The organism is Sphingopyxis sp. BSNA05 (assembly GCF_013265645.1).
In the GTDB taxonomy this organism is placed as follows: Bacteria; Pseudomonadota; Alphaproteobacteria; order Sphingomonadales; family Sphingomonadaceae; genus Parasphingorhabdus.
In genome coordinates this window covers 35,695-59,693 of sequence record NZ_PYIA01000012.1, presented here as the reverse complement: position 1 = coordinate 59,693, position 23,999 = coordinate 35,695, and the positions used below count along the sequence as shown (strand labels likewise).

Genomic DNA, 23,999 nt, shown 5'->3' with positions numbered 1-23,999 from the left:
GAAATCGACTTAGGCGACCGATCTGCCGTTGACAATCCCGATCGTGGCCGAAAATCATGCATAGGCATAGGGCCCGCCCTTTTCGAGCGCGGTCTGATATGCGGGACGCGCATGAATACGTTCCAGAAATGCCAGCAGATTGGAATAGCGCTCGTCGAGGCCAGCGCGCGACTGGCAGGCTTCGAGAGGGAAGCTCATCATGATATCGGCGGCGGTGAGCTCATCACCGGCGAAATAGTCACGGTCGGCCAGCTCGCTTTCCAGCCAGACCAGCAGGTCAGTGGTCATCTGCGACACCGGCTTGCGGGCTGGCAGGCCGAGCAGTCCGAGACGGCCAACCACCAGCAGACCATAGAGCGGCGGCATCATCGAACCCTCGGCAAATGGAGATATTGATTATATAATCGAGAGCCCTTTTTATCAGCGGGCGCGCCCAATTTTCCGCCAGCCTTGTCGACCAGATATTCGACGATCACCGCGGTCTCGATAATGACCTCGCCCTCGTCCTCGATCATCGGCGATTTGCCGAGCGGATGCACCGCCTTCAGACTGGCCGGTGCTTTCTGGGTCTTGGGATTGCGCTCGTAGCGTTTGATCTCATAGTCCAGGCCGAGCTCCTCGAGCAACCAGATGATCCGTTGGGAGCGACTGTTTTCAAGATGATGGAGAATGATGGTCATAGCTATACTGGCCTTCCGGAAAGCGCAAAGTTTGTGAAAGTTCGGCCCAAGCAAGCCTCTTGAACCGCCAAATGTCAATCGTTTCCACAATTGAGCGATATGCCGGGTTGTCTAACATGACAGGCAAAAAAATGGGCCGTCCTCAATGTCGGGGGACAGAAGGACGGCCCTATGCCAGAGATCGCCTCGGGGGAGAGTGATCCGGCAAAGCTCGGGATTGATATATTTCTTCGTGCAGCCGCAGCGGCCACGGTCGTACGAGAAGCAGGTCCGTCAAACCGGCGGCAACTGTCGCCGGTTTGACGGTAAAATCACCTATTTTTCGTCATCACCGTCATCGGCCTTGCCAATAGGGCCCGTCATCATTTCTTCGGCCACTTCTTCCTGTTTGCCGCGAATCTGGTTTTCCAGCTTCGCCATCATGTCCGGATTCTCCAGAAGGAAGCGCTTTGAATTCTCGCGCCCCTGCCCGATGCGAACCGAGTCATAAGAGAACCATGCACCGGATTTCTCGACCACGCCGGCCTTCACACCAAGATCGATAATCTCGCCGACCTTGGAAATGCCCTGACCGTACATGATGTCGAATTCCACCTGCTTGAAGGGCGGCGCGACCTTGTTCTTGACGACTTTCACCCGCGTCGAGTTGCCGACAATATCGTCGCGTTCCTTGATCTGCCCGGTACGCCGGATGTCGAGCCGGACCGATGCATAGAATTTCAGCGCGTTGCCGCCCGATGTGGTTTCCGGATTTCCGTACATCACGCCGATTTTCATGCGGATCTGGTTGATGAAGATCACCATGCACTTGGAACGGCTGATCGAACCGGTCAGCTTGCGCAGAGCCTGGCTCATCAGGCGGGCCTGCAGACCAACATGGGTATCGCCCATTTCGCCCTCGATTTCAGCGCGCGGCACCAGGGCGGCAACCGAGTCGACCACCAATATGTCGATCGCATTGGAACGGACCAGCGTATCGGTGATCTCCAGCGCCTGCTCACCGGTATCCGGCTGCGAGATGATGAGTTCGTCGGTATTGACGCCCAGCGCCTTGGCATAGACGGGGTCGAGCGCATGTTCTGCGTCGACAAAAGCAGCGGTGCCGCCATTTTTCTGTGCCTCGGCGATGACATGCAACGCGAGCGTGGTCTTGCCCGAGCTTTCCGGTCCATAAACTTCGATCACGCGTCCCTTTGGCAATCCCCCGATGCCGAGCGCAATATCCAGTCCCAGGCTACCCGTGGAAATGGCTTCTACTTCCAGTGCCTTGCGCTGGCCCAGCTTCATTGCCGAGCCCTTGCCAAAGGCACGATCGATCTGCGCCAATGCGGCGTCGAGAGCTTTTTGTCTGTCTGATGAGTTCAACTGATTTTCCGATTCTACAACTTTTAAATTGCCGGCCATTTGCCTGTCCCCTTCGCTAAATGCTTAACCATCATCAATCAATGATTGTGATTATGTACCGCATTTGTTCTCTAAGAACAAGAGTGGAACAAAATTTTTCCACCAATGCCAAATTATTGAATATTAGTCGAAATGCTTCCGCTTTCTAGTCTTCCTTGGCATGTTCGGCCAAAGTCTCCCCGACCGCTTCCGCAATTTGCGCCACCGAAAATGGCTTGGGCAGAAAATTCACCTTGTCGAGATCGATGGACTTGCGCAATTGCTCCTCGGCATAGCCCGACATGAACAGGATCGGCAGGTCGGGATAGTTTTGCGCACATGTTTAGCCATGGTCGGCCCGTCCATGTTCGGCATCACCACGTCGGAGACGATCAGGTCGAACGGCAGTTCCTTGTCCGCCTGCGTCGCGAGCAGGCCCAAAGCTTCCTCGCCCTCGCTGGCAGTCACCACCGTATAGCCCTGACGGGTAAGGGCCCGCTCGGCGACCGCGCGCACCATATCCTCGTCTTCGACCAGCAAGATATGGGCGCTGCCCCACAATTCCTTTTTCGCCGTGGCCTTGACCGGCAGCGAGTTGAGCGTCGCCCGGTCCAGATCGTCCTTGGTGGGCTGATGCACCGGAAAATAGATCGAGAAGGTGGTGCCCTCTCCGGGCTTGGAATCGGCAAAAATATAGCCGCCGGACTGCTTGATGATTCCGTACACCGTGGACAGTCCGAGCCCCGTCCCCTTGCCGACCGCCTTGGTCGTGAAAAACGGTTCGAAAATCTTGCCGATCACATGAGGCGGGATGCCGTTTCCGGTATCGGAGAAGATCAGCGCCGTATAGTCACCGACCGGCAGGATATCGCTCTTCAGCGCCCGCACATCGGATGCCACCACTGCCTGGGTCGAGATCGAAATCTTGCCGCCGTTGGGCATGGCGTCGCGGGCGTTGACGCCGAGATTGATAATCACTTGTTCGAGCTGTCCCGGATCCGCACGGACCAGTCCCAGATTACGGCCATGGCGCACTTCCAACTCGATCGTCTCGTCAAGCAGACGCTTGAGCAGATTGGAGACATCGGCAACCACGTCGGGCAATTGCAGCACTTGCGGCCGTAGCGTCTGCTGGCGCGAAAAGGCGAGCAGCTGCCGGGTCAGGCCGGCTGCCCGGTTGCTGTTATTCTTGACTTGCTGGATATCGTCATAGTCGCTGTCACCCGGCGCGTGACGGAGCAGCATCAGGTCGCAATGGCCGATGATGGCGGTCAGGATATTGTTGAAATCATGAGCGACGCCACCGGCAAGCTGGCCGACCGCCTGCATCTTGGTCGCCTGCGCCACCTGACTCTTCAGCTTCGATTCCTCGCTATTGTCGCGGATCGAGAGCAGCACCGCCGCCTCGCCCAGTCCGCGCACACCGGCAATACCCAGCGCCACGGGTTCCTCGCCGCCATTGCGCAGCCGAACCGCCAGATCGCCGGCCAGCGGCGGGCCGCTCGCATAGCGGCGCACGGCATCGGAAACCGCCGACTTGTCATCGCGGATCATCAGGTCGCCGGGATAGAGCGGCTTTTCCTTTTCGCCAATGCCGGCGGTTTTCGCGAAAGCCTCGTTGAGAAACAGGAAGCGGCCGTCGCGATCCGTCAGGGCAAGCCCCAGCGGCAGCAGCGACAGCATCGATTCCACCTGTTCCAACGCCTTGCCGCGCTCGACCATCCCGCCGTCATCGTCGATCAGCAGGATCAGCGCGGGCCCCTTTTCCTTTTCCCGGTCTAGCGGAACGTGAAAAAGACGCACTGGCGTGCCATGCCGCCCCTCGCGCTCGAAAAAGATCGTGCCCTTGTCATCGGACCGCAGGAAATTGATAAAATTGCGTCCGGTGATATTGGCATCGACCCGGCCGGTGGCGCGCAGGGCAAAGGCCTGATTGGACGCCCGGATCCGTCCCTCGCCACCGATCACGCTGGCCAATATGCCGACTTCCGAGAAGGCCCTGCCCCCGCCGCCACTGACCAGACTGACCATCTCGTCGAGCAGATCCTCCTGGATTTGCGGTATCATCTGCCAGAGCAGATATTCGTCGCCCTGTCCGGCTCGCACGACTTTTGCGTTATATTCGGCGACGCCGCGCTTCAGCCCTTCTGCGTAGCCGCGACCGTCGCGCCAGGCGGTTCGCCCCGCGGTAGCAAGCAGTTCGGCACCTCCCGCCTGCAAGGGCAGTTCAGGTGGAACAGCCGCGCCGTTGAACCATTTGGTAAAAAGCTCGTTGGCACAGACCAGCCGCCCGGCCCGGTCGGTAATCGCCAGGCCGATGGCGGACTGATCGGCCACCATGCGGGTAACCGCCCAGTCTTCGGGATCCGCCTGGTCCTGATCGGCGGCGATATTCTGCGGACGCAGGAAAAACGCGACACCCGCGAGGCTGAGCACCAGCGCGAGAAAGGCGATAAGCAGCGTGATATTCTGCACCTGCCAAAAGAGCAGCCCCGCCGAAGCGAGCACCGCTATAGCCAGAACCAGAGCCCGTGTCCTTACATCGCTCTGCGCCTTGCGCGTGCTGGGATTCAGCAGCCCGGTCTTGTGCTGCGGCTTACTCGCCATCATCTGCCCTGTTAGCCATGATTTTGATCAACCGCCCTTTCCGTTTCCGGCCAATCCACCACCGCCAGCCAAACGAACTGACCAGATAGCCGACCGCCGCAAAAACGATCGCAAAAATCAGAAACCCGAACGCGGTCACCCCCGCTTCGCGCCCCAGCCAGCTCAGCCACTGGCCGAATTCACTCTGGATATGCGTGTTGATCGGCTGGCTCGATGTCATCGCATCGATCTGCAGGGCAAATTTTCCGGTCTGGTTGGCCGCAGCAATCCAGAACGGATAGGTCAGCGGGTTGGTAATGAAAGTCGTGATCGCCGCGATCGGAACATTGGCCCGCACCGGAAGCGCCAGAAAGACCGCCGCAAATATCTGGCCCACCGGAACCAGAAAGGCGGCCAGCATCCCGAGGGCAACGCCGCGGGGTACCGAACGACGGGTAAAGCGCCACAATTCCGAACGCAGAAAGCGATGGGCGATCGGTTTGAGATATTTGTTCCGCTCCATCCCGGCGCGAGTCGGCATTTTCTTCTTCAACCAGTGGACCACGAGCATGATCGAACGCGCCGCAAAATCCTTGTCATGAATATTGGGCTTGGGATCAGCCATGTTCGCGCATCAGCCGGCCCTGCTGCCTTTTCCAGTCACGATCCTTTTCGGTCTGCCGCTTGTCGGGCGCTTTCTTGCCCCTGGCCAGAGCCAGTTCCAGCTTCGCCCGTCCCTTGCTGTTGAAATAGATGGACAGTGGCACAATCGTCATGCCCTTGCGCATCACCGCTCCGTGCAGCTTGTTGATCTGGCGTCGGCTCAGCAGCAGTTTGCGCGGGCGCGTCGGAGTGTGGTTGTGCCGGTTGCCATGACTCCATTCCGGAATATTGGCGTTGACCAGCCAGACTTCATCATCCTTCACCTCGGCATAGCTTTCGGCAATCGAACCGGAACCGAAGCGCAGCGATTTCACTTCCGTGCCCGTGAGCATGATCCCGGCCTCGAACTTGTCGTCCAGAAAATAGTCATAGCGCGCGCGCCGGTTTTCGGCGACCACCTTCTGCTTGTCAAATTCTTCCGGCCGCGGTTTTGCCATCAGACCAGCCCAGCCCCTTCCAGAGCAGCATCCACTGCCTTGCGGCTGGCCTCGGACGGCGGCGTCATCGGCAGGCGCAGGTCGGTCGAGAAATTCTCGAGCACCCGCGACATCGCATATTTGATCGGGCCGGGCGACGCGTCCGAGAAGAGCGACTTGTGCAGCGGATAGAGCACATCATTGAGCTCGCGCGCCTTGGCATAGTCGCCGGCGGCACAGGCAGCCTGGAACTCGGCGCACAATTTCGGTGCAACATTGGCAGTCACCGAAATGCAGCCGACACCGCCAGCAGCATTGAACGCGAGCGACAGTTCATCGACGCCGGAGAGCATCACGAAATCCTCGGCACAGTTCAGCCGGTGCGCGGTGACCCGGTCGAGGTCGCCGCTGGCATCCTTGATCGCCACGACGCTGGGCAGCTTCGACAGGGCCGCAACCGTGTCGGGCATGATATCCGTCACCGTTCGTGCCGGGACATTGTAGAGCACCAGCGGGAGATCCGTCTTCTGCGTCAGCGTTGTAAAATGCGCGGTGATGCCCTCCTGGTTGGGCCGGTTATAGTAAGGAGCGACGACGAGGCCGGCGCTGCGCCGCATTTCTTCGAGAAATTGAGGTGCAGCAAGGCATTGGTCGTGTCATTGGACCCGCAACCGGCGATTACCGGCACCCGGCCCGCTGCCTGCTCGATGCATATTTCTATGACCCGGTGATGCTCCGCATTGGACAATGTGGAAGCTTCCCCGGTTGTCCCGCAGGGCACCAGGGCGCTGCTGCCCTGGTCGATCTGCCAGTCTACCAGAGCGCGAAACTGGTCTTCGGCAAACGATCCGTCGCGAAAGGGAGTCGCCAGAGCCGGTATTGAGCCCGAGAACATCTAATAATCCTTTATGTTTGCCTTGGAAATTGGCAAAGCCGCCACCAAGTCATTTTCAATATTAACGGTGATATAGTTCGCCGTTCAGCGCCTGATAAGGAGCCTAACCGTAAAATGTCCAGCATGGTATCAAGATTTGTTATAGCGGCACTGCTTTTCAGCCCCGCCACCTGCATGGCAGCCGACAATATCGGCGAACAGATGGGCTGGCAAAATGAAAGCGCGGGCCTGTCCGATCCGACCGGCGGCAATGCCGTTCTCGGCCTGCAACGCTGGCGTGTGCTGACTCAATCCGACAATTATTCCTTCGAGGACTATGCCGGCTTTCTGGTAACTTTCCCGGGTTGGCCCGAAGACACGAGAATGCAGCGTAACGCCGAACAGGCGATCAATATCAACAGCTTCTCCCCTGCCCGCGTGCTCGCTTTCTTCAGCCGATTCGAGCCGATAACCAATGCCGGCGCCGCCAAATTTGCGATTGCCCTGCAGGCGACCGGGCAGCGGGAGCTCGCGGAAAAATGGGCCAGAACGGCTTGGCGCGGCGGCACCCTGACCGACGAGGACGAGGCAGCACTGATCTCGCGTTTCAGCTCGGCCTTCAGCATCGAGGATCATGACGCGCGTATGGACGCGCTATTATGGGCCAGAGCAACGCGCGATGCGGCACGGCAAATTGGCTTTACCTCGCCTGCGCGCCGCCCGGTGTTCGAGGCGAGGCTCGCCCAGCTCACCGAATCCTTCGACGCCAATGACCAGGCCAGCGCGGTTGGCGGTATCGCCCGCGATGACGCCGGCTATCTGGCCGATCGCGCCCGCTATTTGCGCAATCAGGGACAAAGCGCGGCGGCGCGTCAGCTGCTCGCCACCCGTCCGCCGCTGCGCGTCAAACCCGCCTCGCCGGAAACCTGGTTCGAGGCAATACTGATCAATGCGGAAGCAGCTGCCAATGACCGGCAATGGTCGACGGCCTATAATATCGCCTCGAAAATCGAGGATGCCTATGCCGTGCCGACGCGGATCGCCGACCAGAATTCGCGTGTGCGGGACAAATATTCCGATCTTGCCTGGATTGCTGGCACAGCGGCGCTGAACGGTCTGCGCCAGCCCGCCATGGCGGTGCCGATGTTTGATCTGTACGCGCAATCCTATGATTCGCCCAATATTACGTCCAAGGGCTATTACTGGGCGGGGCGCGCTGCTGCCGAAGCCGGCCAGACCGAGCAGGCCAATGCCTATTTCGAGAAAGCAGCTGCTTTTCCTGACTATTTCTACGGTCAATTGTCGCTGGAACGGCTCGGGCGTCCGCTGCCGGAGTTTAACCGCAAGCCGGCGATCGAAATAACCGAGGAAGACCGCAAGGCCTATGACAGCGAGCCGCTGGTTATCGCGACCAAGGCTTCGATCCGCACCGGTCCGTGGAAAGAGCAGATCCGGTTTCACCGGGCGCTCGCCTATAATGCCAAGACAGCCAAGGACTATCTGCTGCTCAGCGATCTCTCGACCCGTATCGGGGCCCGTGATCTCGGCGTGATCAAGGGCATCAGCGCGCTGAGCGCCGGTGTCGGAGCGATCGACGAGACATCCTTCCCCACGATGCCTGTGCCCTTTGGCAATGAAAGCACCTGGACGCTGATTCACGCGATTACCCGGCAGGAAAGCCAGTTTGCCGAAGGCGCGATCAGCCACGCCGGCGCGCGCGGCCTGATGCAGCTGATGCCCGGCACCGCCCGCGAACAGTCCGGCAAGGCGAACCTCTCTTACAATCTCTCCTCGCTGACCGAGGACCCGCAATATAATATCCGTCTGGGCAGCGGCTATATCCAGCGGATGATGGATTATTATGGCGGCAGCTACCCGCTCGCCGTCGCCGCCTATAATGCCGGTCCCGGCAATGTGAACAAATGGCTGCGCGCCAACGGCGACCCGCGCATGGGCGGTATCGACTGGATCCAGTGGATCGAGGATATCCCGATTTCCGAGACCCGCAATTACGTCAAGCGCGTGCTGGAAAATGCAGTGGTCTATGACACGAAAAACCCGAACGGCCCAACCATCCGCAGCGATACGCCACTGACCCGCTATATCGGGAAAAATTACAAGGGATGAGCATCGGTCCGGCCCGATCGATGTCCCATCTTCCAAGTGGAAGCTGCCTGTGAAATATCTACCCACGTTCCTGCCCGCGATATTGGCGGTCGTCGCCCTGAATGCCTGCGCCACTCCCCATGAACGGGCCGCACAATCCGGGTTCACCGCCTGCGATGACCGGAATATGCACGCGAATCTGTCCGACAGCCTCTGTACCGAGATTACAGTCGACCACGGCGCGTTGCAGGACGAGCCCGTCAATCTGTTCGTGCGCAAATTCCCGGCGCGCGGCGACCATCAGGGAGAGATATGGCTGATCGCTGGCGGCCCTGGCGAATCCGGTGCCAGTTTCTACGCCGACATCAATTTCTTCAGACAGACGTTCGCCGGTTATGATGTCATGGTCCCCGACCATCGCGGCACCGGCTATTCGACGAAATTGTGTATGCCGGAGGAAACGCTGGATAGCCCGGACGGGCTGGCTCTCGCCGGCGCGGAGTGGGGAAGCTGTTTCGAGCAGCTATATGCAGCGCACGGAAGAGCCGACCGCTTCAGCCAACGAAACGCCGCCCGTGATCTCGACACACTTGTCTCGACCTTGGGCTCAAAAGACAAAACTCTCATCTACGGTGTCTCCTACGGCACGTCGCTGGTGCTCGAATATGCCAGGTTAGCTTCCACCGATATCGACGGTATCATTCTCGACTCGCTGACACCGGCCCCGTCCGATCATTCAAATGGCCTCTCCTATCGGTCGCAGACCACTGACCGCGTCGGCATGGCCTTGCTCGACCGCTGCGCGACAGATAGCGATTGCAGTCTCGGCCCTGAAGCCGTCGCAACCTACCGCGCCCTGCTCAAGGAGCTCGACGCGGGCGCGGAAATTCCGGGCATGGATCGCGTGCCCAATGGCGATCTGCGGCAGTTCATGGGTCTGCTTCTGGACGTACCGGCGGCCCGCAACCGGATTCCCGATATCATCGCCGCGCTTTCGAACAGGGATCCCGCAGCCGGTCCCCTGATCGAGCAGGTCATCCAGAGCGCCGAAGCCCACTGGAGCGAGATCACCCGTTACGCGCAGGCGACATCGTCGATCCCCCTGTCGGCCATCATCACCGGTTCCGAATATAACAGCCGCCCTGATCTGACCGCCGAGAGACTGGCATCGGAAAAAGCGGAATTGGGCTTCACCAGCCCGCTCCCCGGCCTGCTGGTGAGCAACCAGTTCCCGCTGTACAAAGCGCCGCCGGCGCTGCCCGCACGTGCGACCCTGCCGCCGATATTCATCTTGCAAGGCACATTGGACGCAAAAACACCCTATGGTGCGGCGATCAATCGCGCAGCCAGCCTAGGCGCCAGCGGCCCGGTCGGGGTGCTGAGCCTCACCGACGCCCCGCACGCGGCCTATATCACCAGCCAGGATTGCCTGGCCAAGCCCCTTTCGCGCTTTGCCAATGACCCGACAGCGGTCAGTTCACAGACCTGTGCCCCGGAGAATGTCGCGATAACGTTCCGATAAAAAGGCCGACAGTGAGCCGATAAATCGGCCTGCCGCTGTAACCTAATCACCCGTCCGCCTGAATAGGCTCCCATACATCAGTTATTCCGGAGCATTTATGCCAGAGACGTCCCGCAGCATCACCACATATATATCCATCATGCTTCTGCTCACGGTGGCGACGCAAATATTCTATATCGCCACATTGGGCGGCGTCGGAATTGTCGAGGGCTGGCCGTTGCGGTCGACCCTCTGGACCGCCGAAATCCTGCTGTTCACCGGCATCACGATCGCAGCGCTCGTCGCCCTGGTTCGCTCCCCGGCCGTGCCATGGGGCTGGGCCGCTCTGGTCGTGGCAGGGGCAATCAATATCGTCCAGTCCGGCATCGGCCTGTCGATGTTTCTGCCGGCCGCCAAAGCCGGCCCGGAATTCGCGCCGCTTATGGGGACCCTGCTCGCCGGATCCTTTCTGTTCTACAATCTGGCGAAGGCGATAATCGGACTGGCAGCTTTGCTCTTCGGACTATCCCTGTTTCGCAGCGACAAGACCAAAGTCCGGGCGATCGGCCTGATCAGCATGGTCGCCGGCGCGATTGCCATGATCCTGAATATTGCCGCGGTATATCTGGGGCTCGGTGCCGTACCGTTTTCGGGTGCGAGCGGCGCCGTTGCTACATTTTTGCAGGCTGCGCAATCTGGCTTTCCGCTGCTCGCACAAGCCGAAACAGCGAGCTTGCTCCGAAGGGATGAGACTTTGGGCGATCAGACTTCATGGCAACGCGAGAATCTGCCGCTGAATCTCGGTGCAGGTTACCGGCTCGACATTGCGACACTGATCGCACAGGAACCGCGCTAGCAAATTGGTCTGCGCGCAAGAATCCCGGTTGAGCGGAAACTGCGCTATCGCACCGCAGATAGCGACGCATCAGAAAGACCAATCTGCCTCTTCACCTTGCTACATCGGTATGTCCAGCGCCGGCGCCACCTCGATGGTCCCACCGATCTTGATGTGCGGAGACGCGGCTGCCAGTTGCAATGCCATATCCAGACTGGTCGTTTCGATAACCGAATATCCCGACAAGGGGTTCGCCCCGCCATTGTCGACGATGCCTTCCGGACCTGCTGTTTTGGACGGGCCAACCGCCAGACCTCGATCGACCACGGCTTCACCCATGCTTTCGATCCATGTCATCCATTCCGCCATAAGGGCCTGACCTTCTTCGGGAGAGAGATCAGACGCCCCACCATGATAGGCGAAGACAAATTTTGGCATTTTATAATCCTTTCATCGATTTTGATTGCTTCGGTGAGCCACAAACTGACACGGCTTTTAATATGTTAAAGAACATATTTTGATTCATGCTATTTCCGCTGAAACGGGAGGAACCAGCCATGCCTTACAGCGCCGAACATAAACGGCAGGCGCGAAAGAAGATTGTTGAAGCGGCGCGAATATTGTTCAATCGCCACGGCTTCGAAAATGTAACGATCGACCAGATCATGGATTCAGCGGGTCTGACCCGCGGCGGATTCTACAGTCATTTCGAAAATAAACAGGCCCTATATGGCGAGGCAGTAGCGAGCTTCCTGATGGGACGCGGTGCGCAATGGCGTGACAACGCCGGGGTCAACATACAGTCACCCTCACCCGAGATGGTCCAGAATATGATCAAAAGTTATCTATCCGACGAGCATCTTGGTGATTTGGATGGCCAGTGCCCCATGATTGCACTTTCGTCGGACGCAGCGCGGGCCGATGACGATGTGCGAACGGCCTATCAGGGTCTGCTGGAGTCGATGATCTGGCTATTCGAGCAATGTTTCGGAACGGATGAGCCGGACCGCAGGCAGCGGGCGCTAACGCTATCCGCCCTCTGTGTCGGCGGGATGACTCTAGCGCGAACTTTGCCTGACAAAAGTCTGGCCAAGGAATTGCGGGAAGCAGCGTTGCAGGAAGCCGGCCGCATCCAGTCCGGAGCCGCCGCTCCCTCTGGCTGAATAGGCTGGCCCTTGCTTATAGGCCAGCCTTTAAATCCTCGAGGACGTTTCCAGACGGACTAATCCTTGACCTCATAGCCGAACGCCTCATGCGCCAATTTCACCAGCTCCGGATCCGCGTCGGGCAGATGATCCGGCAGGGCTGCTTCCAGCATATCGGCGACATGGGTCATAGCGGCGATGCGGGCGGATTTCTTGTTGTTGCCGGCGATCACCTTCCACGGCGCCCAGCGGGTGTCGGTATACTGGAACATGTCGTGCATCGCCTCGAGATATTCATCGCGCTTTGCCCGGTTGCGAAAATCCTCGGCGGTAATCTTCCAGCGCTTGTGCGGCGTGTCGAGCCTTTTGGTCAGGCGCGCGTCCTGTTCTTCCTGCGTCGTGTGGAAGAACAGCTTCACCAAATTGGTGCCGCCGTCGATCTGCTGCGCTTCAAATTCGTTGATCTCGTCATAGCCGCGCTTCCAGTCGGCCGGATCACAAAAGCCCTCCACACGCTCGACCAGCACCCGGCCATACCAGCTGCGATCGAAAACGCCTATTTCGCGGCTGCCCGGCAGTTTCTGCCAGAAGCGCCAGAGGAAATGGCGGTCTTTTTCTTCCTTGCTCGGTGCGCCGATTGGCCAGACATCATAATAGCGCGGGTCCCATTCGCCGGTCATCCGGCGGATCGTGCCGCCCTTTCCCGCCGCGTCCCATCCCTCGAACACCAGGATCGAACGGCTGCCGTGAATGATATGCTTGAAATGGATATGCGCCAGCCGGTCCTGCAGCGCTTTCAACGCCTCGCCATAATCACCATCAAATTTTTCGGCGGATTCATAGTCGGACAGGTCTATGGTCATTCTCACTCCGTTCGCGCTCAGCTTGCCAACCCCGAGGGCGAGCACCGCTCAACAGCATCTATCGCATATCGCGAGCCTTTGACAAGCTCGGCACCGACAGGTCAATCCATATCCGCCACGTCCGGACGACAGGCGTGCAAACCCGTCACCTTCGCGGGAATTTCACGATGTTGCAGAGCGACGCAATTCCCATTCTTCCGAGGCGCGCCGGTGATCGCTGACGCGCCGCAAGGATTGGGTGACCTCCGACTTACCGGGCGCGAGCCTGTCCGCCTCTTCATACAGAATCAGCGCGGTTTCGAGGTCGCCGCGCTGTTCCGCGCAGAGGCCGCGATTGAAGGTCAGCGATACATGTTCCTGTCCGTTATTCGCCGCTTCGTCCCACATCCGGCAGGCTTCCGCCGGATCGCTCTTGGTCATCCTGATCGCCGCCTTGAAGAAATTTCCTTCGACCTTGCTCATGCCCTTGCGGCTTTCCAATATCCGGATATCCTGACGATATTCTCGCGGGGCCAGATCATTGCGGACGGCGCCGGCGGTCTGCGAGACCATGTTGCGGATCACCGATTCGCTGCTGGCAAAATCCTCGTCATCGCCAAAGCAGATTGTCTGCTCTTGCTTGTCCGGGAAGCTTTCGGCGTAGAGACTGCGCCCGTCGCTATAGCGTGTCGCCCTGACCTGCGCGCGATAATCGATGATCCGGGTGAGGCAGTCGACCTTGATATTCTTGTGCGTGACGCATTTGCCCTTGTCGTTCCGTTCGACGCAGCGCCGCCGTTTCGCGGTTGTCTCATATTCTTCGACGCCGGCCGTCACATTGCCGGAAAGCGTCGCATCCGGTTGCACCGCAGAGCGCCCGCCAATCACCACGAAATAGGGTTCGTCATGAATATTGACCGCAGAGAGCCGGTCCTCCAGTTCAAAAGCCAGCGCCCGGCCATCGCTGCCGCCAAAACGCTCGATGGACAGGGAACCGATTTCTGCAAATTCGGGCGAATGCGCCGGCGCCATCCCCTCGATGGTCAGAACCTCTGCCTGCGCCGCGCCCGAAAGGGCCATTGCGGCCGTGATTGCTGCGGTCACTAATCTGTTCATGTCCATCCCCCCGAAACCAGTCGTTCACAATTATTGATGTGAAGATGAACGAAACATTAGCCGCTGATGATCAGTTCCGCAATCCGTTTCGGGTCCTGCATCGGCATGAAATGCGTCAGGTCGGGCAGATAGATATCGGTGCCATTGGCGAAACCGTCCGCAAGTCCGGGTGGAGTTGGTGACGTGGCGAAATCAAAAGCGCCATTTTGTTCGAGCTGCGGCGCGCGCAGAACCGTCACCGGCTGGGTAATAGCGGCGATCAGTGGCCACGGATCAACCGTAGCGCTGGTCGCATAGACCGACGCCTCGGTCTGCGGCGGACAGGCCAGTCGATAGCCGCCCTGCCCGTCCGGCAGCAAGCCATGGGCGCAATAATCGCGCAGTACCGCAGGGTCCCACAATTTATAGGGATGCCGGTCCTTGAACCGCTCGAACATTTCCTCCGGTCCGGTCCAGCTGTTGCGGCGTCTGGCGACCATTTCGTTGGTCGTGCTGTAATCGGGCGGGTTCTGATAGACCGCCCGTTCCATGATGACCGGATCGACCAGAACCAGGCGCTCCACCAGCTCGGGATGGCTGGCCGCGACCTGCACCAGGCAATGGCCCCCCATGCTGTGGCCTGCTCCCACCGCAAAGCGAATGCCGAGCGATTGCACCAGTTCGGCTGTCGCACCCGCGACATCGGTCCAGTCGGTGATGATCGGCGCGGCGCTGCGTCCGTGGCCCAGCTGGTCAACCGCAATGACATGAGTGCCGTCGGGGAAGGCAGCCACGACCTGGTCCCAGCAGCGCGCGTGAAAACCTGTTGCGTGAAGCAGGAGGACGGATGGACCGTCGCCCGGCTTGCCCCATTCGAAATAGCAAATATCGCCATGGGAAGACGCGAAATGATGTTGTTCGGGGATGATACTGGTCAATTCATAACTCCGTTCGTCTCCGGCGTAGGCACAAGACATGTCCTGCTTCCCGACGTGTCTCGACTACGCTCGACACGAACGGAACTGCCTATAATGTTGAGGCTAGCCTTCCTTTGGCGGCTCGACCACCCGGATATGCAATTCGCGCAACTGTTTCTGGGACACGCCGCTTGGCGCGCTCATCATCAGGTCTTCGGCTTTCTGGTTCATCGGGAAGAGAACGACTTCGCGGATATTCGGCTCGTTCGCCAGCATCATCACGATCCGGTCAACGCCCGGCGCGGAGCCACCATGCGGCGGCGCGCCATATTTCAGCGCGTTGATCATACCGGAAAATTCGGTGTCGACCTGCTCCTTGGTGTAGCCGGCGATTTCAAACGCCTTGTACATGATATCGGGCCGGTGGTTCCGGATTGCGCCGGAGGACAGTTCGATGCCGTTGCAGACAATATCATATTGCCAGGCAAGAATGTCGAGCGGGTCCTGATTTTCCAGCGCTTCCAGCTCGCCCTGTGGCATCGAGAAAGGATTGTGCGAGAAGTCCAGTTTCTTCAGCTCTTCATCATATTCGAACATAGGATAGTCGACGATCCAGCAGAATTTAAACGCATTTTCATCGATCAGGCCAAGCTGCTCGGCAGCACGCGTGCGCGCCAGACCGGCCAGCCTTGCCGCTTCGGCTTCCTTGCCAGCAGCAAAGAAGACACCATCGTCAGGGCCACAGCCCAGATTGGCGAGCAGCTTCGCTGTGCCTTCCTCGCCGTGATTCTTGGCAATCGGCCCGCCAGCCGCGCCTTCCTTCATGTTGATATAGCCGAGGCCAGCGAAACCTTCGCTGCGCGCCCAGTCATTCATCGCGTCAAAGAATTTGCGGCTGTTCTTGCCCGCTTCCGGCGCGACAAAGGCGCGGACGGTGCCACCGGTCGAGGTGATCTTGTCAAACAGACCAAAACCGGAGCCCTTGAAATGCTCGCTGACGTCCTGGATGATGATCGGGTTGCGAAGATCCGGCTTGTCATTGCCATATTTCAGCATCGATTCCTTGTAGGGAATGCGCGGAAATTCACCGGCCGGGGTGACCGAGCGGCCATTGGCAAATTCCTCGAACACGCCGGCCAGAACCGGTTCCAGCGTCTGGAATACGTCTTCCTGGGTGACAAAGCTCATTTCAAAGTCGAGCTGGTAAAATTCCCCCGGCGAGCGGTCGGCGCGGGCATCTTCGTCGCGGAAGCAGGGCGCGATCTGGAAATAGCGGTCGAAACCGGCGACCATCAGCATCTGCTTGAACATTTGCGGTGCCTGCGGCAGCGCGTAGAATTTGCCGGGATGGACGCGGCTCGGCACAAGATAATCGCGCGCGCTTCCGGGGACGACGCGGTCAGGATCGGCGTCTGGAATTCGGTAAAGCCCTGCTCGGTCATCCGGTTGCGCAGGCTGGCGATCACCTTGGAACGCAGCATCATATTGGCGTGAACGCTTTCACGGCGCAGGTCGAGGAAGCGGTAACGCAGACGGATATCCTCGGGATATTCCTGTTCGCCAAACACCGGCATCGGCAGTTCTTCGGCCGGGCCTTGCATGGACACCGTATCGGCGACCAGCTCGACATCACCGGTCGGCAGATTCTTGTTCACGGTTTCCTCATCGCGGGCGACAACCTTGCCGGTGACCGTCACAACCGATTCAACCCGCGCGCTGTCAAGCAGCTTGAAAGCTTCGCTGCCGGTCTCGCTGACGATCTGGGTCAGACCGAAATGATCGCGCAGATCGACGAACAGCAGATTGCCATGATCGCGTTTGCGGTGAATCCAGCCGGACAGACGGACTTCCTCGCCGACGTGCGAAGAGCGGAGCGCGGAACAATTGTGGGTGCGATATGCGTGCATGATAGACCTTTGGAATTGGGTGCTTTCCCAGATGGAAAGATTGCACGCGTAACACAGGTCTGCGGGCCATTTGTCAAGGCTTGAGATTGCCCGAACAGGCTGTGCGCCGCGCCTGATGCGGTGTTTTGCGAGGGATAAGGCTGTCGCCGCCGAAAGCTCTGCAACAGGCGCAAGGTGTCAGCGGCCCACGATAGCTTTGCTAAACGCTCAAGCCTGGCTGTCCTTACGATCTTTTAGCGGATAGTCTTCGGGCCGAACCGTGGAAACATTGGGACGGTCGCTCACCTTTTCCGGGGCCTGGCCGCCGGGAGCCGCATTATCGTCCTTGTTTTCCGGTACATTGTCGGCGTCTCCATACGTCCCGCCGGCCTTGCCCTTATCCATGCCGTAGGAACTGTCCGGTCGATGCGGAGTACCGGGCGCTGCCCCGGGGTTCAGTCGTTCATATTCGTGCGAATGTCCGGCTTTCTTCTTGTCAATCTTCGCCATGGGGGACTCTCCATCATGTTGTGTCATAATAGAATTACGCGGCCATCGCAGGATAGTTCCGCCCCTTATGGACAAGCGACCTCTATGGCATCCGTTGCAACGCGGACCTGGACAGGCGTGGTTGCCAGTACTTCGCCATCGATCGAAATCTTCAGCTTCGGTATGGTCTCCAGATGAAAGGATGTTCCGGAAAATTCACGCGTGTTGGCGTTCCGGTCTCTCAGCTTGAGCGCTTTTGCAAGCCAGTCCCACATCAGCTGGATTTTACTCTTTCCGACCACGGCCTGGATCACGATCTGCCCGCTGTCGATTTCCGCATCGTCGGACAATTCCAGACCGCCATGATAGGGTCCGTTCAAAATCCGCACTTCGGTTGACCATAATGCATGCTTTTCTGCGCCATCATCAATCATCAGCCTGAACGGCCGGAAGCCGATGAGGCATTTCAAAGCCCAGAACAGATAGCCAAAGCGACCCAGATAGCGCTTCAAATCGTGCGGCACCGTTTCCCCGATGATCGGGGAAAGGCCCAGGGACGCAGCGTTTACAAAATAGTCATCATCGATCATGCCAAGGTCAATCGACTTGCGATGCCCGTGCGCGATAACGTCGATGGCCCCGTCCAGATCGAGCGGCAAGCCCAGCGTTCGCGCTGAACTATTGGCGGTCCCCAGCGGCAATATGGCAAATATGCAACCGGTGCCGACAAATTCGTCCACCACGCCGGAAAGCGAACCATCACCGCCGCCGACGATAACCATCGGGGCGTTCTGAACCGCTTGCCGGACAATTTCCTGAATATTGTCAGGATTCTCGACGGCCTGTGCGTCCAGCAGATTGACGCCAGCTTCAGCGAGCTTTGCCTTCGCCTCTTCGAAGAGATCCTCTCCCTTCCGGAACCGGCGTTTATGACAAGAATGGCGTCCCGCGGGAGAGAATTGTTTTCATGGAGAGATTACGCCGCGGCGGATGTTTGGATGCACGATGAAACCACTTTATGTTTCAACCGTTAGACCTCCATGGCCCGGATCGCACATCTATCTGACATTCACTTTGGCGCAAATGACCCCACCATCGTTGTAGCAACGATCGACTGGCTGAAAGAGAAACAGCCCGATCTCGTCATCATCAGCGGTGATCTGACCCAACGCGCGCGCGAGGGTCAATTTCAGGATGCAGCCGAATATCTCGGGGCGCTGCGGGAAAACGGGCACAAATTGGTGGTCGTCCCGGGAAATCACGACATTCCCCTATATGATGTTTTCCGGCGCTTCGCTTCGCCGCTAGGCCGGTACAAACGCCATATTGCCCAGGACCTGTGTCCCTGGGTGGAAACGGATGAAGCCGCCATCTTGGGAATCAATACCGCACGGTCCCTCACGATCAAGGATGGCCGGATCAACCGCGACCAGATGCAGCTCATTCGCGAGCGATTCAAAGGCGTCGCACCCCATAAAACGCGAATTCTGGTTACCCACCACCCGCTGTTCGAACTGCCGATAGGCCAGGGCAACGAGCTTAGCGAAGCCGTGGGGCGACAGGAAGATGCCCTTCAGGCGATAGCCGACGCCGGCATTCATCTGACGCTGGCGGGCCACTTCCACCGCACCTATGCCGAAGCCGCCAGCAAAATGGTCGCTGAAGCCGGCCCCACCCTGGTGATCCAGGCGGGTACGGCGACGTCGACCCGTCTGCGCAATCAGGAGCCGCAAAGCTTCAACTGGCTGCACGTCGAACCAGACAACCGGATGGAATTGCAGGTGATCGTCTGGAATGGCGAAGGATTCCAGCGTGCAAGCCACGTCGGGTTTTCCCTCGACGGAGAGCAATGGCATTCGCAAGAACTATCCACCCACGAACCGGCTACGGGTGATTTCCGTAGCGCAAAAGCGCCATTGGCCGCCGTCGATCGCTGAAGATCAGAACGGTGACGGGATGCTAAAGCCTAGATCAGCCCCAGTTTGACCAGTTCATCATTCGCAAAAACCTGACGGTCGGCAGGGTCCGGCATCACTTGCGCCTGTGCCCATTTCCAGTCGGCAAAATTCTGCCCATAGTCCTGCTTCACCCGCCGCTCGTCAAGATTGTTGGTTTTCCCCCAATGGCGGGTGAAGGGAATCCCGGCCTCGTCAAGCGCTTCAATCACCTTCTTGTAACCCTTGTGGCTGGATTCTACATTGGGCCCGTCAAAGTCGATGACCACATTGTCCGGCCAGTGGGCGGGCGCGAGAAGGCCTGCGGCCTGCCGGACGAAGCGCAGGGTGACGACCGTACCGCCACCGCCTCGTCTGAAATTATCTATAATCATATCAAATACTTCGCTCAGCCTGTTCCGATCAAGTGTTACAGAACCGTTGAATAGGCTGGCAATCGGCGCATGCTCTTCGGTCGTGTGGCCCCAGGTGGCGATGGCCGGCGGATCGTCAACATCGCGGTTGTTGGGATAGCCCTGTTCCATCGCGAATTGCATGATCGCGCCCTTGAAAAGGTCGCTTTGTGCCATCGCCTTTCCGAGCAGGGTCAGCGCGTCATAGCCGGCACCCATGTCTCGCGGCGGCGGCGGGGGAATGCTGGCGTCGAAGGGCCGCTTGTAGAGAAAACGCAGCAGGCACTTCTTATCGAAAGGATCGAAAGGATTGAGGATAACCTGCTGAAAATAAGGATCTTCATTCAATCCGAATTCACAGGAGAATTTCCGGAATTCGCCGCGCGAGAGCCAGTCGATATGGTCGCGACTGATCCTTGCTGCCTTCTGGATATTCTGCACCATATAGATCGGATCGGTCTCGATCAGCATCGCCGTGACAAAGCCCATGGCGCCGACGTGCAGCTGGGCGGCGGCAAAGATCCGGTCGTCGCGGATGATCTCCGATCCGGTCTGCGCGATGAACGCGTCCGACAATATCGGTTTTTCCGGCGCGATCCACAATATCCGTTCCGGCGTCACCAATTGTACCGCCCGAACATGGTCCTGGATGCCGCCCGCCTGCCAGACACTACCGTGGGTTCCGGTCGCGCAGGCACCGGCAAAGCTCTGGCCGTTGCTCGCCCCGCCGGTGCGCAGGGACCGGCCGATTTCTTCGGCACTTTCGTAAACTTCATCAACCGTCGCACCGGCCTGCACCAGCAACAGCGCTTCCGCGGCAACTTCGCAATCTTCATGCAAATCTTTTGCCGCCAATTTATAGGTCCGATTGAGCCGCAATGTCTCGACCAGCCAGCCATCCTCCACCACATTGATCGGCGATGGCGACCAGCCGGCCCCGATCGGCCGCACCGGAATCCGATATTGCCTCGCCTCCCTGAGCAAATCGCGAACCGTTTCAGCCACACCTCTCAGATGCGCCCGGCCGTTTTTCTCGTCGCCGTTTGCCAGTTCGATCCGGCTCTTGAGATTGCACTCTGCGGTCTGGTGATAGTTGGTCCAAACCTGTTGGCCAAGGTTGACGATCCGTGCCATCAGGCTTCTCCCACGTCATGGTCACCGGCATAGCAGCGGTAGGCGATGCTGACCTTCCGGACAAAGCCGAAGGTTAGCAGACAGACCAGCACGGCCTTGCCGGTCATGAAGAAGCGCATGTCGTTTATACCGAGCTGATAGCAGTCATCTACCTGCAGGGACCGCCCTCGACGCGAGGCAAAGCCCCAGCCCAATATTGTGATTTCGATCGTTTTGCCGCCGACCGGTCGTGGATCGGCAACCGCCAGACAGGCGTCCCCCCAAAGCGCCATGATCTGCCCGAGCAAAAGCAACGCCAACACACCGATCAGAACCAGTGACCAAAATGTCATGATTTCCCCCAAATTTTTTCCTGCACCCACGAATTGTTTGCGGGATGAGCCGCCCGCTGTATAGGATAAAAATGCACATCCATAATTTGCTGACGACCAATCAGGACATCGCCGACATCTGCACTCGCTTTGCGACCGCGGATTTCGTGGCCGTTGATACAGAGTTCATGCGCGAGAATACTTATTGGCCCATTCTCTGCCTAATCCAGATTTCTGATGGCAAGGAAGCCGCGGCGATTGATCCGCTGGCGAAAGGTGTCGACCTTGGTCCCCTTATGGAATTGCTGGTCAATAACGAGAATGTGCTCAAGGTTTTTCATGCCGGAGGACAGGATGTCGAAATCATCCACAATATCACCGGCAAGACCCCGCACCCGATATTTGACACCCAGATTGCCGCCATGGCCATAGGCCAGAGCGAACAGATCGGCTATGCCAATCTCGTCGATAGTTGGCTGGGCATCACCCTGGACAAGGGCGCGCGCTTCACCGACTGGTCGCGGCGCCCGCTGAACGCGCGTCAACTGGAATATGCGGTGGCCGACGTCACTCATCTCGCTAAAATCTTCCCGATGATGCTGGACAAATTGCGCGAGACTGGCCGGGGCATGTGGATCAATGCCGAAATGGAAAAGCTCGCCGATCCCGATAATTATGTCAATGATCCGGAAAATCCTGGCTAAGGGTCAAATCGCAGGGCCGCAATCTGGAGATGCTTGGAAGGCTGAAAGCGATTGCAGCATGGCGGGAGACCGAAGCCCAATCCAAGGACCTGCCACGCGGCCGGATTATGCGCGATGAAACGCTGGCGGATATTGCAGCCCATCCTCCCAAGGATCAGAACAAGCTGGGACAGGTCCGCGGACTATCGTCCGGCTGGAAAAACAATGATATCGGCGCACGGCTGATGGAAGTGATCGAACAGGCGGAACCGCTATCGCGCGACGACTTGCCGCTGAAAATCGGCCGGCGTCCCAAGAATGGCAAATCCAACGCGCTGGTTACCGACCTGCTCAAACTGTTGCTCAAGATCCGGTCGGCGGAAATGAACGTCGCCTCGCGATTGTTGGCCCGCGCCGATGATCTGGAACGGATCGTTGCCGGCGAGCGCGAAGACGTGCCGCTGCTCGAGGGCTGGCGCTACGAAGAATTTGGCCGGGACGCGCTGGATCTGGTTGAAGGCCGGGTGAGCTTCACGGTCAAGGACGGAAAACTCAAAATGACCCACCAGCAAGAAGGCGATAACGCCGAAGCGGAATAGCTAGACGGCAGTCATCACCGGTTCCAAACCCATCATGTTGGCCAGATGGCCATGCCGCTTGGCAACCGCGTCACCATAGAGATGGACGAGATCACCGGCTATCGTCAGTTCCAGCTGTTTCCCGGACTTGCGGATTTGCGTCTGTTCCAGCGGGTTGCGGGTACCGCCGCTCAACCGCTGCGCCAGGCGCATCGCCAAGCCCCAGCTGATCGCCCGCTGTGTCGCCTGATCGCTGGCGAGTTTACCGCCGCCGGGGAAAATATGATTGCCGCCCCCGAAACTGGTATAGAGTGCCTGCCCCAGCATCTCGCGTTCCGGACCGCTGATCGCCACCCAGTTGCCGTGCAATCCGATTTCCAGTCCGCGCTCCGCGCGAAAATTCGGGTTTGCGCGCCACGCAACATCACCGAGATTGCAGGCCGCCTGCCGAATTCGGTGCCATTCGACCGGATCCTCGGAGAATATATCGGCGATCCATTTGCCGAGCAATTTGCTGTTGGCCGGGAAGCGGGCCTGTGCCGCACCGGCATCTTCGGTCGCCAGCAAGAGCGGATCGCGCGCAGCTTCCTGCTTGCTGATGCTCTGGTACAGCAGCCCTTCTCGCACACCATAAGCAGAGACAACCATTTTGCTGCTGTTGAGATAACGCACCAGCATCGACAAAAGCCATGCGGCATCCTTTAGGGTCGGTATCCGCGAACTCGAAAGCCCAGGCACATTCTTGAGCTTTTCCTTGTTCAGACGGGCAAGCCTGCTGACGAGCCGTTGCGCGCGCCGCGGTTCCATCTCGTAATTGTGGATGACCGGAAGCGGATAATGGCTGTCAAACATGTCAAGCCGGGCCAGAGATCGCCAGGAACCGCCGACCAGATAGAAAGGAAGTCCCTGAGCCTGCTTCTCCCAGCCGGTCTTTTTGAGCATCTTGCGGACTTGCCTCTTGAGCGCATCCTGCCCCTTCGCACGCAGGTCCGCGACCCTGAGCACGCCCAGCGGGAAGGAATAGCGTTCCAGCACTTTGCCCTTCTCGATCATCGCCAGTTCCAGACTGCCACCGCCGAGATCACCAACTATACCCTTGGCATGCGGTATGCCGGAAATAACGCCGAGTGCTGCCGATTCCGCCTCTTCTTCACCCTGCAGAACCACAACGTCATAGCCGATCTCGCGCGCCGCTTTTAGCAAATCCTTGCCATTGCTGGCGTCCCGCACCGCAGCGGTGGCGAAACTCTTGACGCTGTCGACTTCCATTTCCATGCACAGGCAATGGAAGCGCTTCAGTCCGCGCACCGCGAGCGCCATTGAATCCTTGGCGATCGCACCGGTGGTCGACAGTTCCCTGCCGAGCCCGGCCATTACCTTCTCATTGAACAATATTGCCGGAACCCTAGCCGGACCCTGATAGACAACAAGACGGATGGAGTTTGAGCCGATATCGACTATCGCCGTACGCTGGCAACCATGTTTTTCCTCATCTGGACAGGGAAGAAATCAGCGCCTTTTTGTCCCG

Annotated in this window: 17 protein-coding genes and 6 pseudogenes; 7 read left to right on the top strand and 16 right to left on the bottom strand. The window is 58.6% G+C overall.

The window, feature by feature from the left end; genetic code table 11:
- Positions 1–54: 54 nt before the first annotated feature.
- Positions 55–680: pseudogene (locus C8024_RS01280) on the bottom strand (glutathione S-transferase family protein).
- Positions 681–851: 171 nt separating this feature from the next.
- On the opposite strand from C8024_RS01280, the gene C8024_RS22445 reads away from it, so the two are divergent.
- The gene (locus tag C8024_RS22445; protein ID WP_302051569.1) at positions 852–983 is read left to right on the top strand and encodes a hypothetical protein; all 132 of its coding nucleotides are present in this window, start codon (positions 852–854) and stop codon (positions 981–983) included.
- A gap of 12 nt (positions 984–995) precedes the next feature.
- Here C8024_RS22445 and recA read toward each other — a convergent pair whose 3' ends face one another.
- From recA to dapA, 5 genes and pseudogenes are all read right to left on the bottom strand, one after another.
- Positions 996–2,084, bottom strand: coding sequence for a recombinase RecA (recA, locus tag C8024_RS01275; protein ID WP_173202670.1), 1,089 nt, complete (start codon positions 2,082–2,084; stop codon positions 996–998).
- 145 nt (positions 2,085–2,229) lie between these two features.
- A pseudogene (locus C8024_RS01270) lies at positions 2,230–4,670 on the bottom strand (response regulator).
- Complete coding sequence (locus C8024_RS01265; RefSeq protein WP_240616797.1) at positions 4,660–5,274, bottom strand: DUF2062 domain-containing protein; 615 nt, start codon at positions 5,272–5,274, stop codon at positions 4,660–4,662. The pseudogene C8024_RS01270 and the gene C8024_RS01265 overlap by 11 nt, the downstream one beginning before the upstream one ends.
- Positions 5,267–5,749 carry an SsrA-binding protein SmpB gene (smpB, locus tag C8024_RS01260; protein ID WP_100095244.1) on the bottom strand — a complete coding sequence of 161 codons (483 nt, stop codon included), beginning with the start codon at positions 5,747–5,749 and terminating at the stop codon, positions 5,267–5,269. The genes C8024_RS01265 and smpB overlap by 8 nt, the downstream gene beginning before the upstream one ends.
- Positions 5,749–6,623 (bottom strand): annotated as a pseudogene (gene dapA / locus C8024_RS01255) (4-hydroxy-tetrahydrodipicolinate synthase). The gene smpB and the pseudogene dapA overlap by 1 nt, the downstream one beginning before the upstream one ends.
- 174 nt (positions 6,624–6,797) lie before the next feature.
- Here dapA and C8024_RS01250 point away from each other — a divergent pair.
- From C8024_RS01250 to C8024_RS01240, 3 genes are all read left to right on the top strand, one after another.
- Positions 6,798–8,729 carry a lytic transglycosylase domain-containing protein gene (locus C8024_RS01250; protein WP_254305453.1) on the top strand — a complete coding sequence of 644 codons (1,932 nt, stop codon included), beginning with the start codon at positions 6,798–6,800 and terminating at the stop codon, positions 8,727–8,729.
- Between the two features lie 49 nt (positions 8,730–8,778).
- A complete protein-coding gene (locus tag C8024_RS01245) occupies positions 8,779–10,230 on the top strand; it encodes an alpha/beta fold hydrolase (protein ID WP_173202668.1) in 1,452 nt (483 codons plus the stop codon).
- A gap of 139 nt (positions 10,231–10,369) precedes the next feature.
- The gene (locus C8024_RS01240) at positions 10,370–11,065 is read left to right on the top strand and encodes a hypothetical protein (protein ID WP_173202667.1); all 696 of its coding nucleotides are present in this window, start codon (positions 10,370–10,372) and stop codon (positions 11,063–11,065) included.
- A gap of 99 nt (positions 11,066–11,164) precedes the next feature.
- Here C8024_RS01240 and C8024_RS01235 read toward each other — a convergent pair whose 3' ends face one another.
- Positions 11,165–11,482, bottom strand: coding sequence for a hypothetical protein (locus tag C8024_RS01235; protein WP_173202666.1), 318 nt, complete (start codon positions 11,480–11,482; stop codon positions 11,165–11,167).
- A gap of 119 nt (positions 11,483–11,601) precedes the next feature.
- On the opposite strand from C8024_RS01235, the gene C8024_RS01230 reads away from it, so the two are divergent.
- On the top strand, positions 11,602–12,207 hold the full coding sequence (locus tag C8024_RS01230) for a TetR/AcrR family transcriptional regulator (RefSeq protein WP_173202665.1): 606 nt from the start codon (positions 11,602–11,604) through the stop codon (positions 12,205–12,207).
- Positions 12,208–12,266: 59 nt separating this feature from the next.
- Here the strand turns inward: C8024_RS01230 and C8024_RS01225 are convergent, their stop codons facing one another.
- The 6 genes and pseudogenes from C8024_RS01225 to C8024_RS01200 all read right to left on the bottom strand — a co-directional run bounded on the left by C8024_RS01225 (position 12,267) and on the right by C8024_RS01200 (position 18,358).
- Positions 12,267–13,052 (bottom strand): polyphosphate kinase 2 family protein, encoded by a 786-nt coding sequence (locus C8024_RS01225; protein WP_173202664.1) that lies wholly within the window; start codon positions 13,050–13,052, stop codon positions 12,267–12,269.
- Between the two features lie 162 nt (positions 13,053–13,214).
- Positions 13,215–14,147 (bottom strand): tetratricopeptide repeat protein, encoded by a 933-nt coding sequence (locus C8024_RS01220; protein WP_173202663.1) that lies wholly within the window; start codon positions 14,145–14,147, stop codon positions 13,215–13,217.
- A 56-nt stretch (positions 14,148–14,203) separates the two neighbouring features.
- On the bottom strand, positions 14,204–15,064 hold the full coding sequence (locus tag C8024_RS01215) for an alpha/beta fold hydrolase (RefSeq protein ID WP_254305452.1): 861 nt from the start codon (positions 15,062–15,064) through the stop codon (positions 14,204–14,206).
- A 102-nt stretch (positions 15,065–15,166) separates the two neighbouring features.
- Positions 15,167–16,950 (bottom strand): annotated as a pseudogene (aspS, locus tag C8024_RS01210) (aspartate--tRNA ligase).
- A 207-nt stretch (positions 16,951–17,157) separates the two neighbouring features.
- Positions 17,158–17,439: a hypothetical protein gene (locus C8024_RS01205; protein WP_173202631.1), complete on the bottom strand. Its 282-nt coding sequence runs from the start codon at positions 17,437–17,439 to the stop codon at positions 17,158–17,160.
- Positions 17,440–17,504: 65 nt separating this feature from the next.
- A pseudogene (locus tag C8024_RS01200) lies at positions 17,505–18,358 on the bottom strand (diacylglycerol kinase family protein).
- Between the two features lie 100 nt (positions 18,359–18,458).
- On the opposite strand from C8024_RS01200, the gene C8024_RS01195 reads away from it, so the two are divergent.
- The gene (locus C8024_RS01195) at positions 18,459–19,355 is read left to right on the top strand and encodes a metallophosphoesterase (protein WP_173202661.1); all 897 of its coding nucleotides are present in this window, start codon (positions 18,459–18,461) and stop codon (positions 19,353–19,355) included.
- 29 nt (positions 19,356–19,384) lie between these two features.
- Here the strand turns inward: C8024_RS01195 and C8024_RS01190 are convergent, their stop codons facing one another.
- Together C8024_RS01190 and C8024_RS01185 are read right to left on the bottom strand one after the other, a co-directional pair.
- Complete coding sequence (locus C8024_RS01190; protein ID WP_173202660.1) at positions 19,385–20,899, bottom strand: FAD-binding protein; 1,515 nt, start codon at positions 20,897–20,899, stop codon at positions 19,385–19,387.
- Positions 20,899–21,231, bottom strand: coding sequence for a hypothetical protein (locus C8024_RS01185; RefSeq protein ID WP_173202659.1), 333 nt, complete (start codon positions 21,229–21,231; stop codon positions 20,899–20,901). Before C8024_RS01185 ends, C8024_RS01190 begins: the two co-directional genes overlap by 1 nt.
- Before the next feature lie 71 nt (positions 21,232–21,302).
- Between C8024_RS01185 and rnd the strand changes: the two are divergent.
- A pseudogene (rnd, locus tag C8024_RS01180) lies at positions 21,303–22,492 on the top strand (ribonuclease D).
- Here rnd and C8024_RS01175 read toward each other — a convergent pair.
- Complete coding sequence (locus C8024_RS01175) at positions 22,493–23,923, bottom strand: Ppx/GppA family phosphatase (RefSeq protein ID WP_367947092.1); 1,431 nt, start codon at positions 23,921–23,923, stop codon at positions 22,493–22,495.
- Positions 23,924–23,999 lie beyond the last annotated feature (76 nt).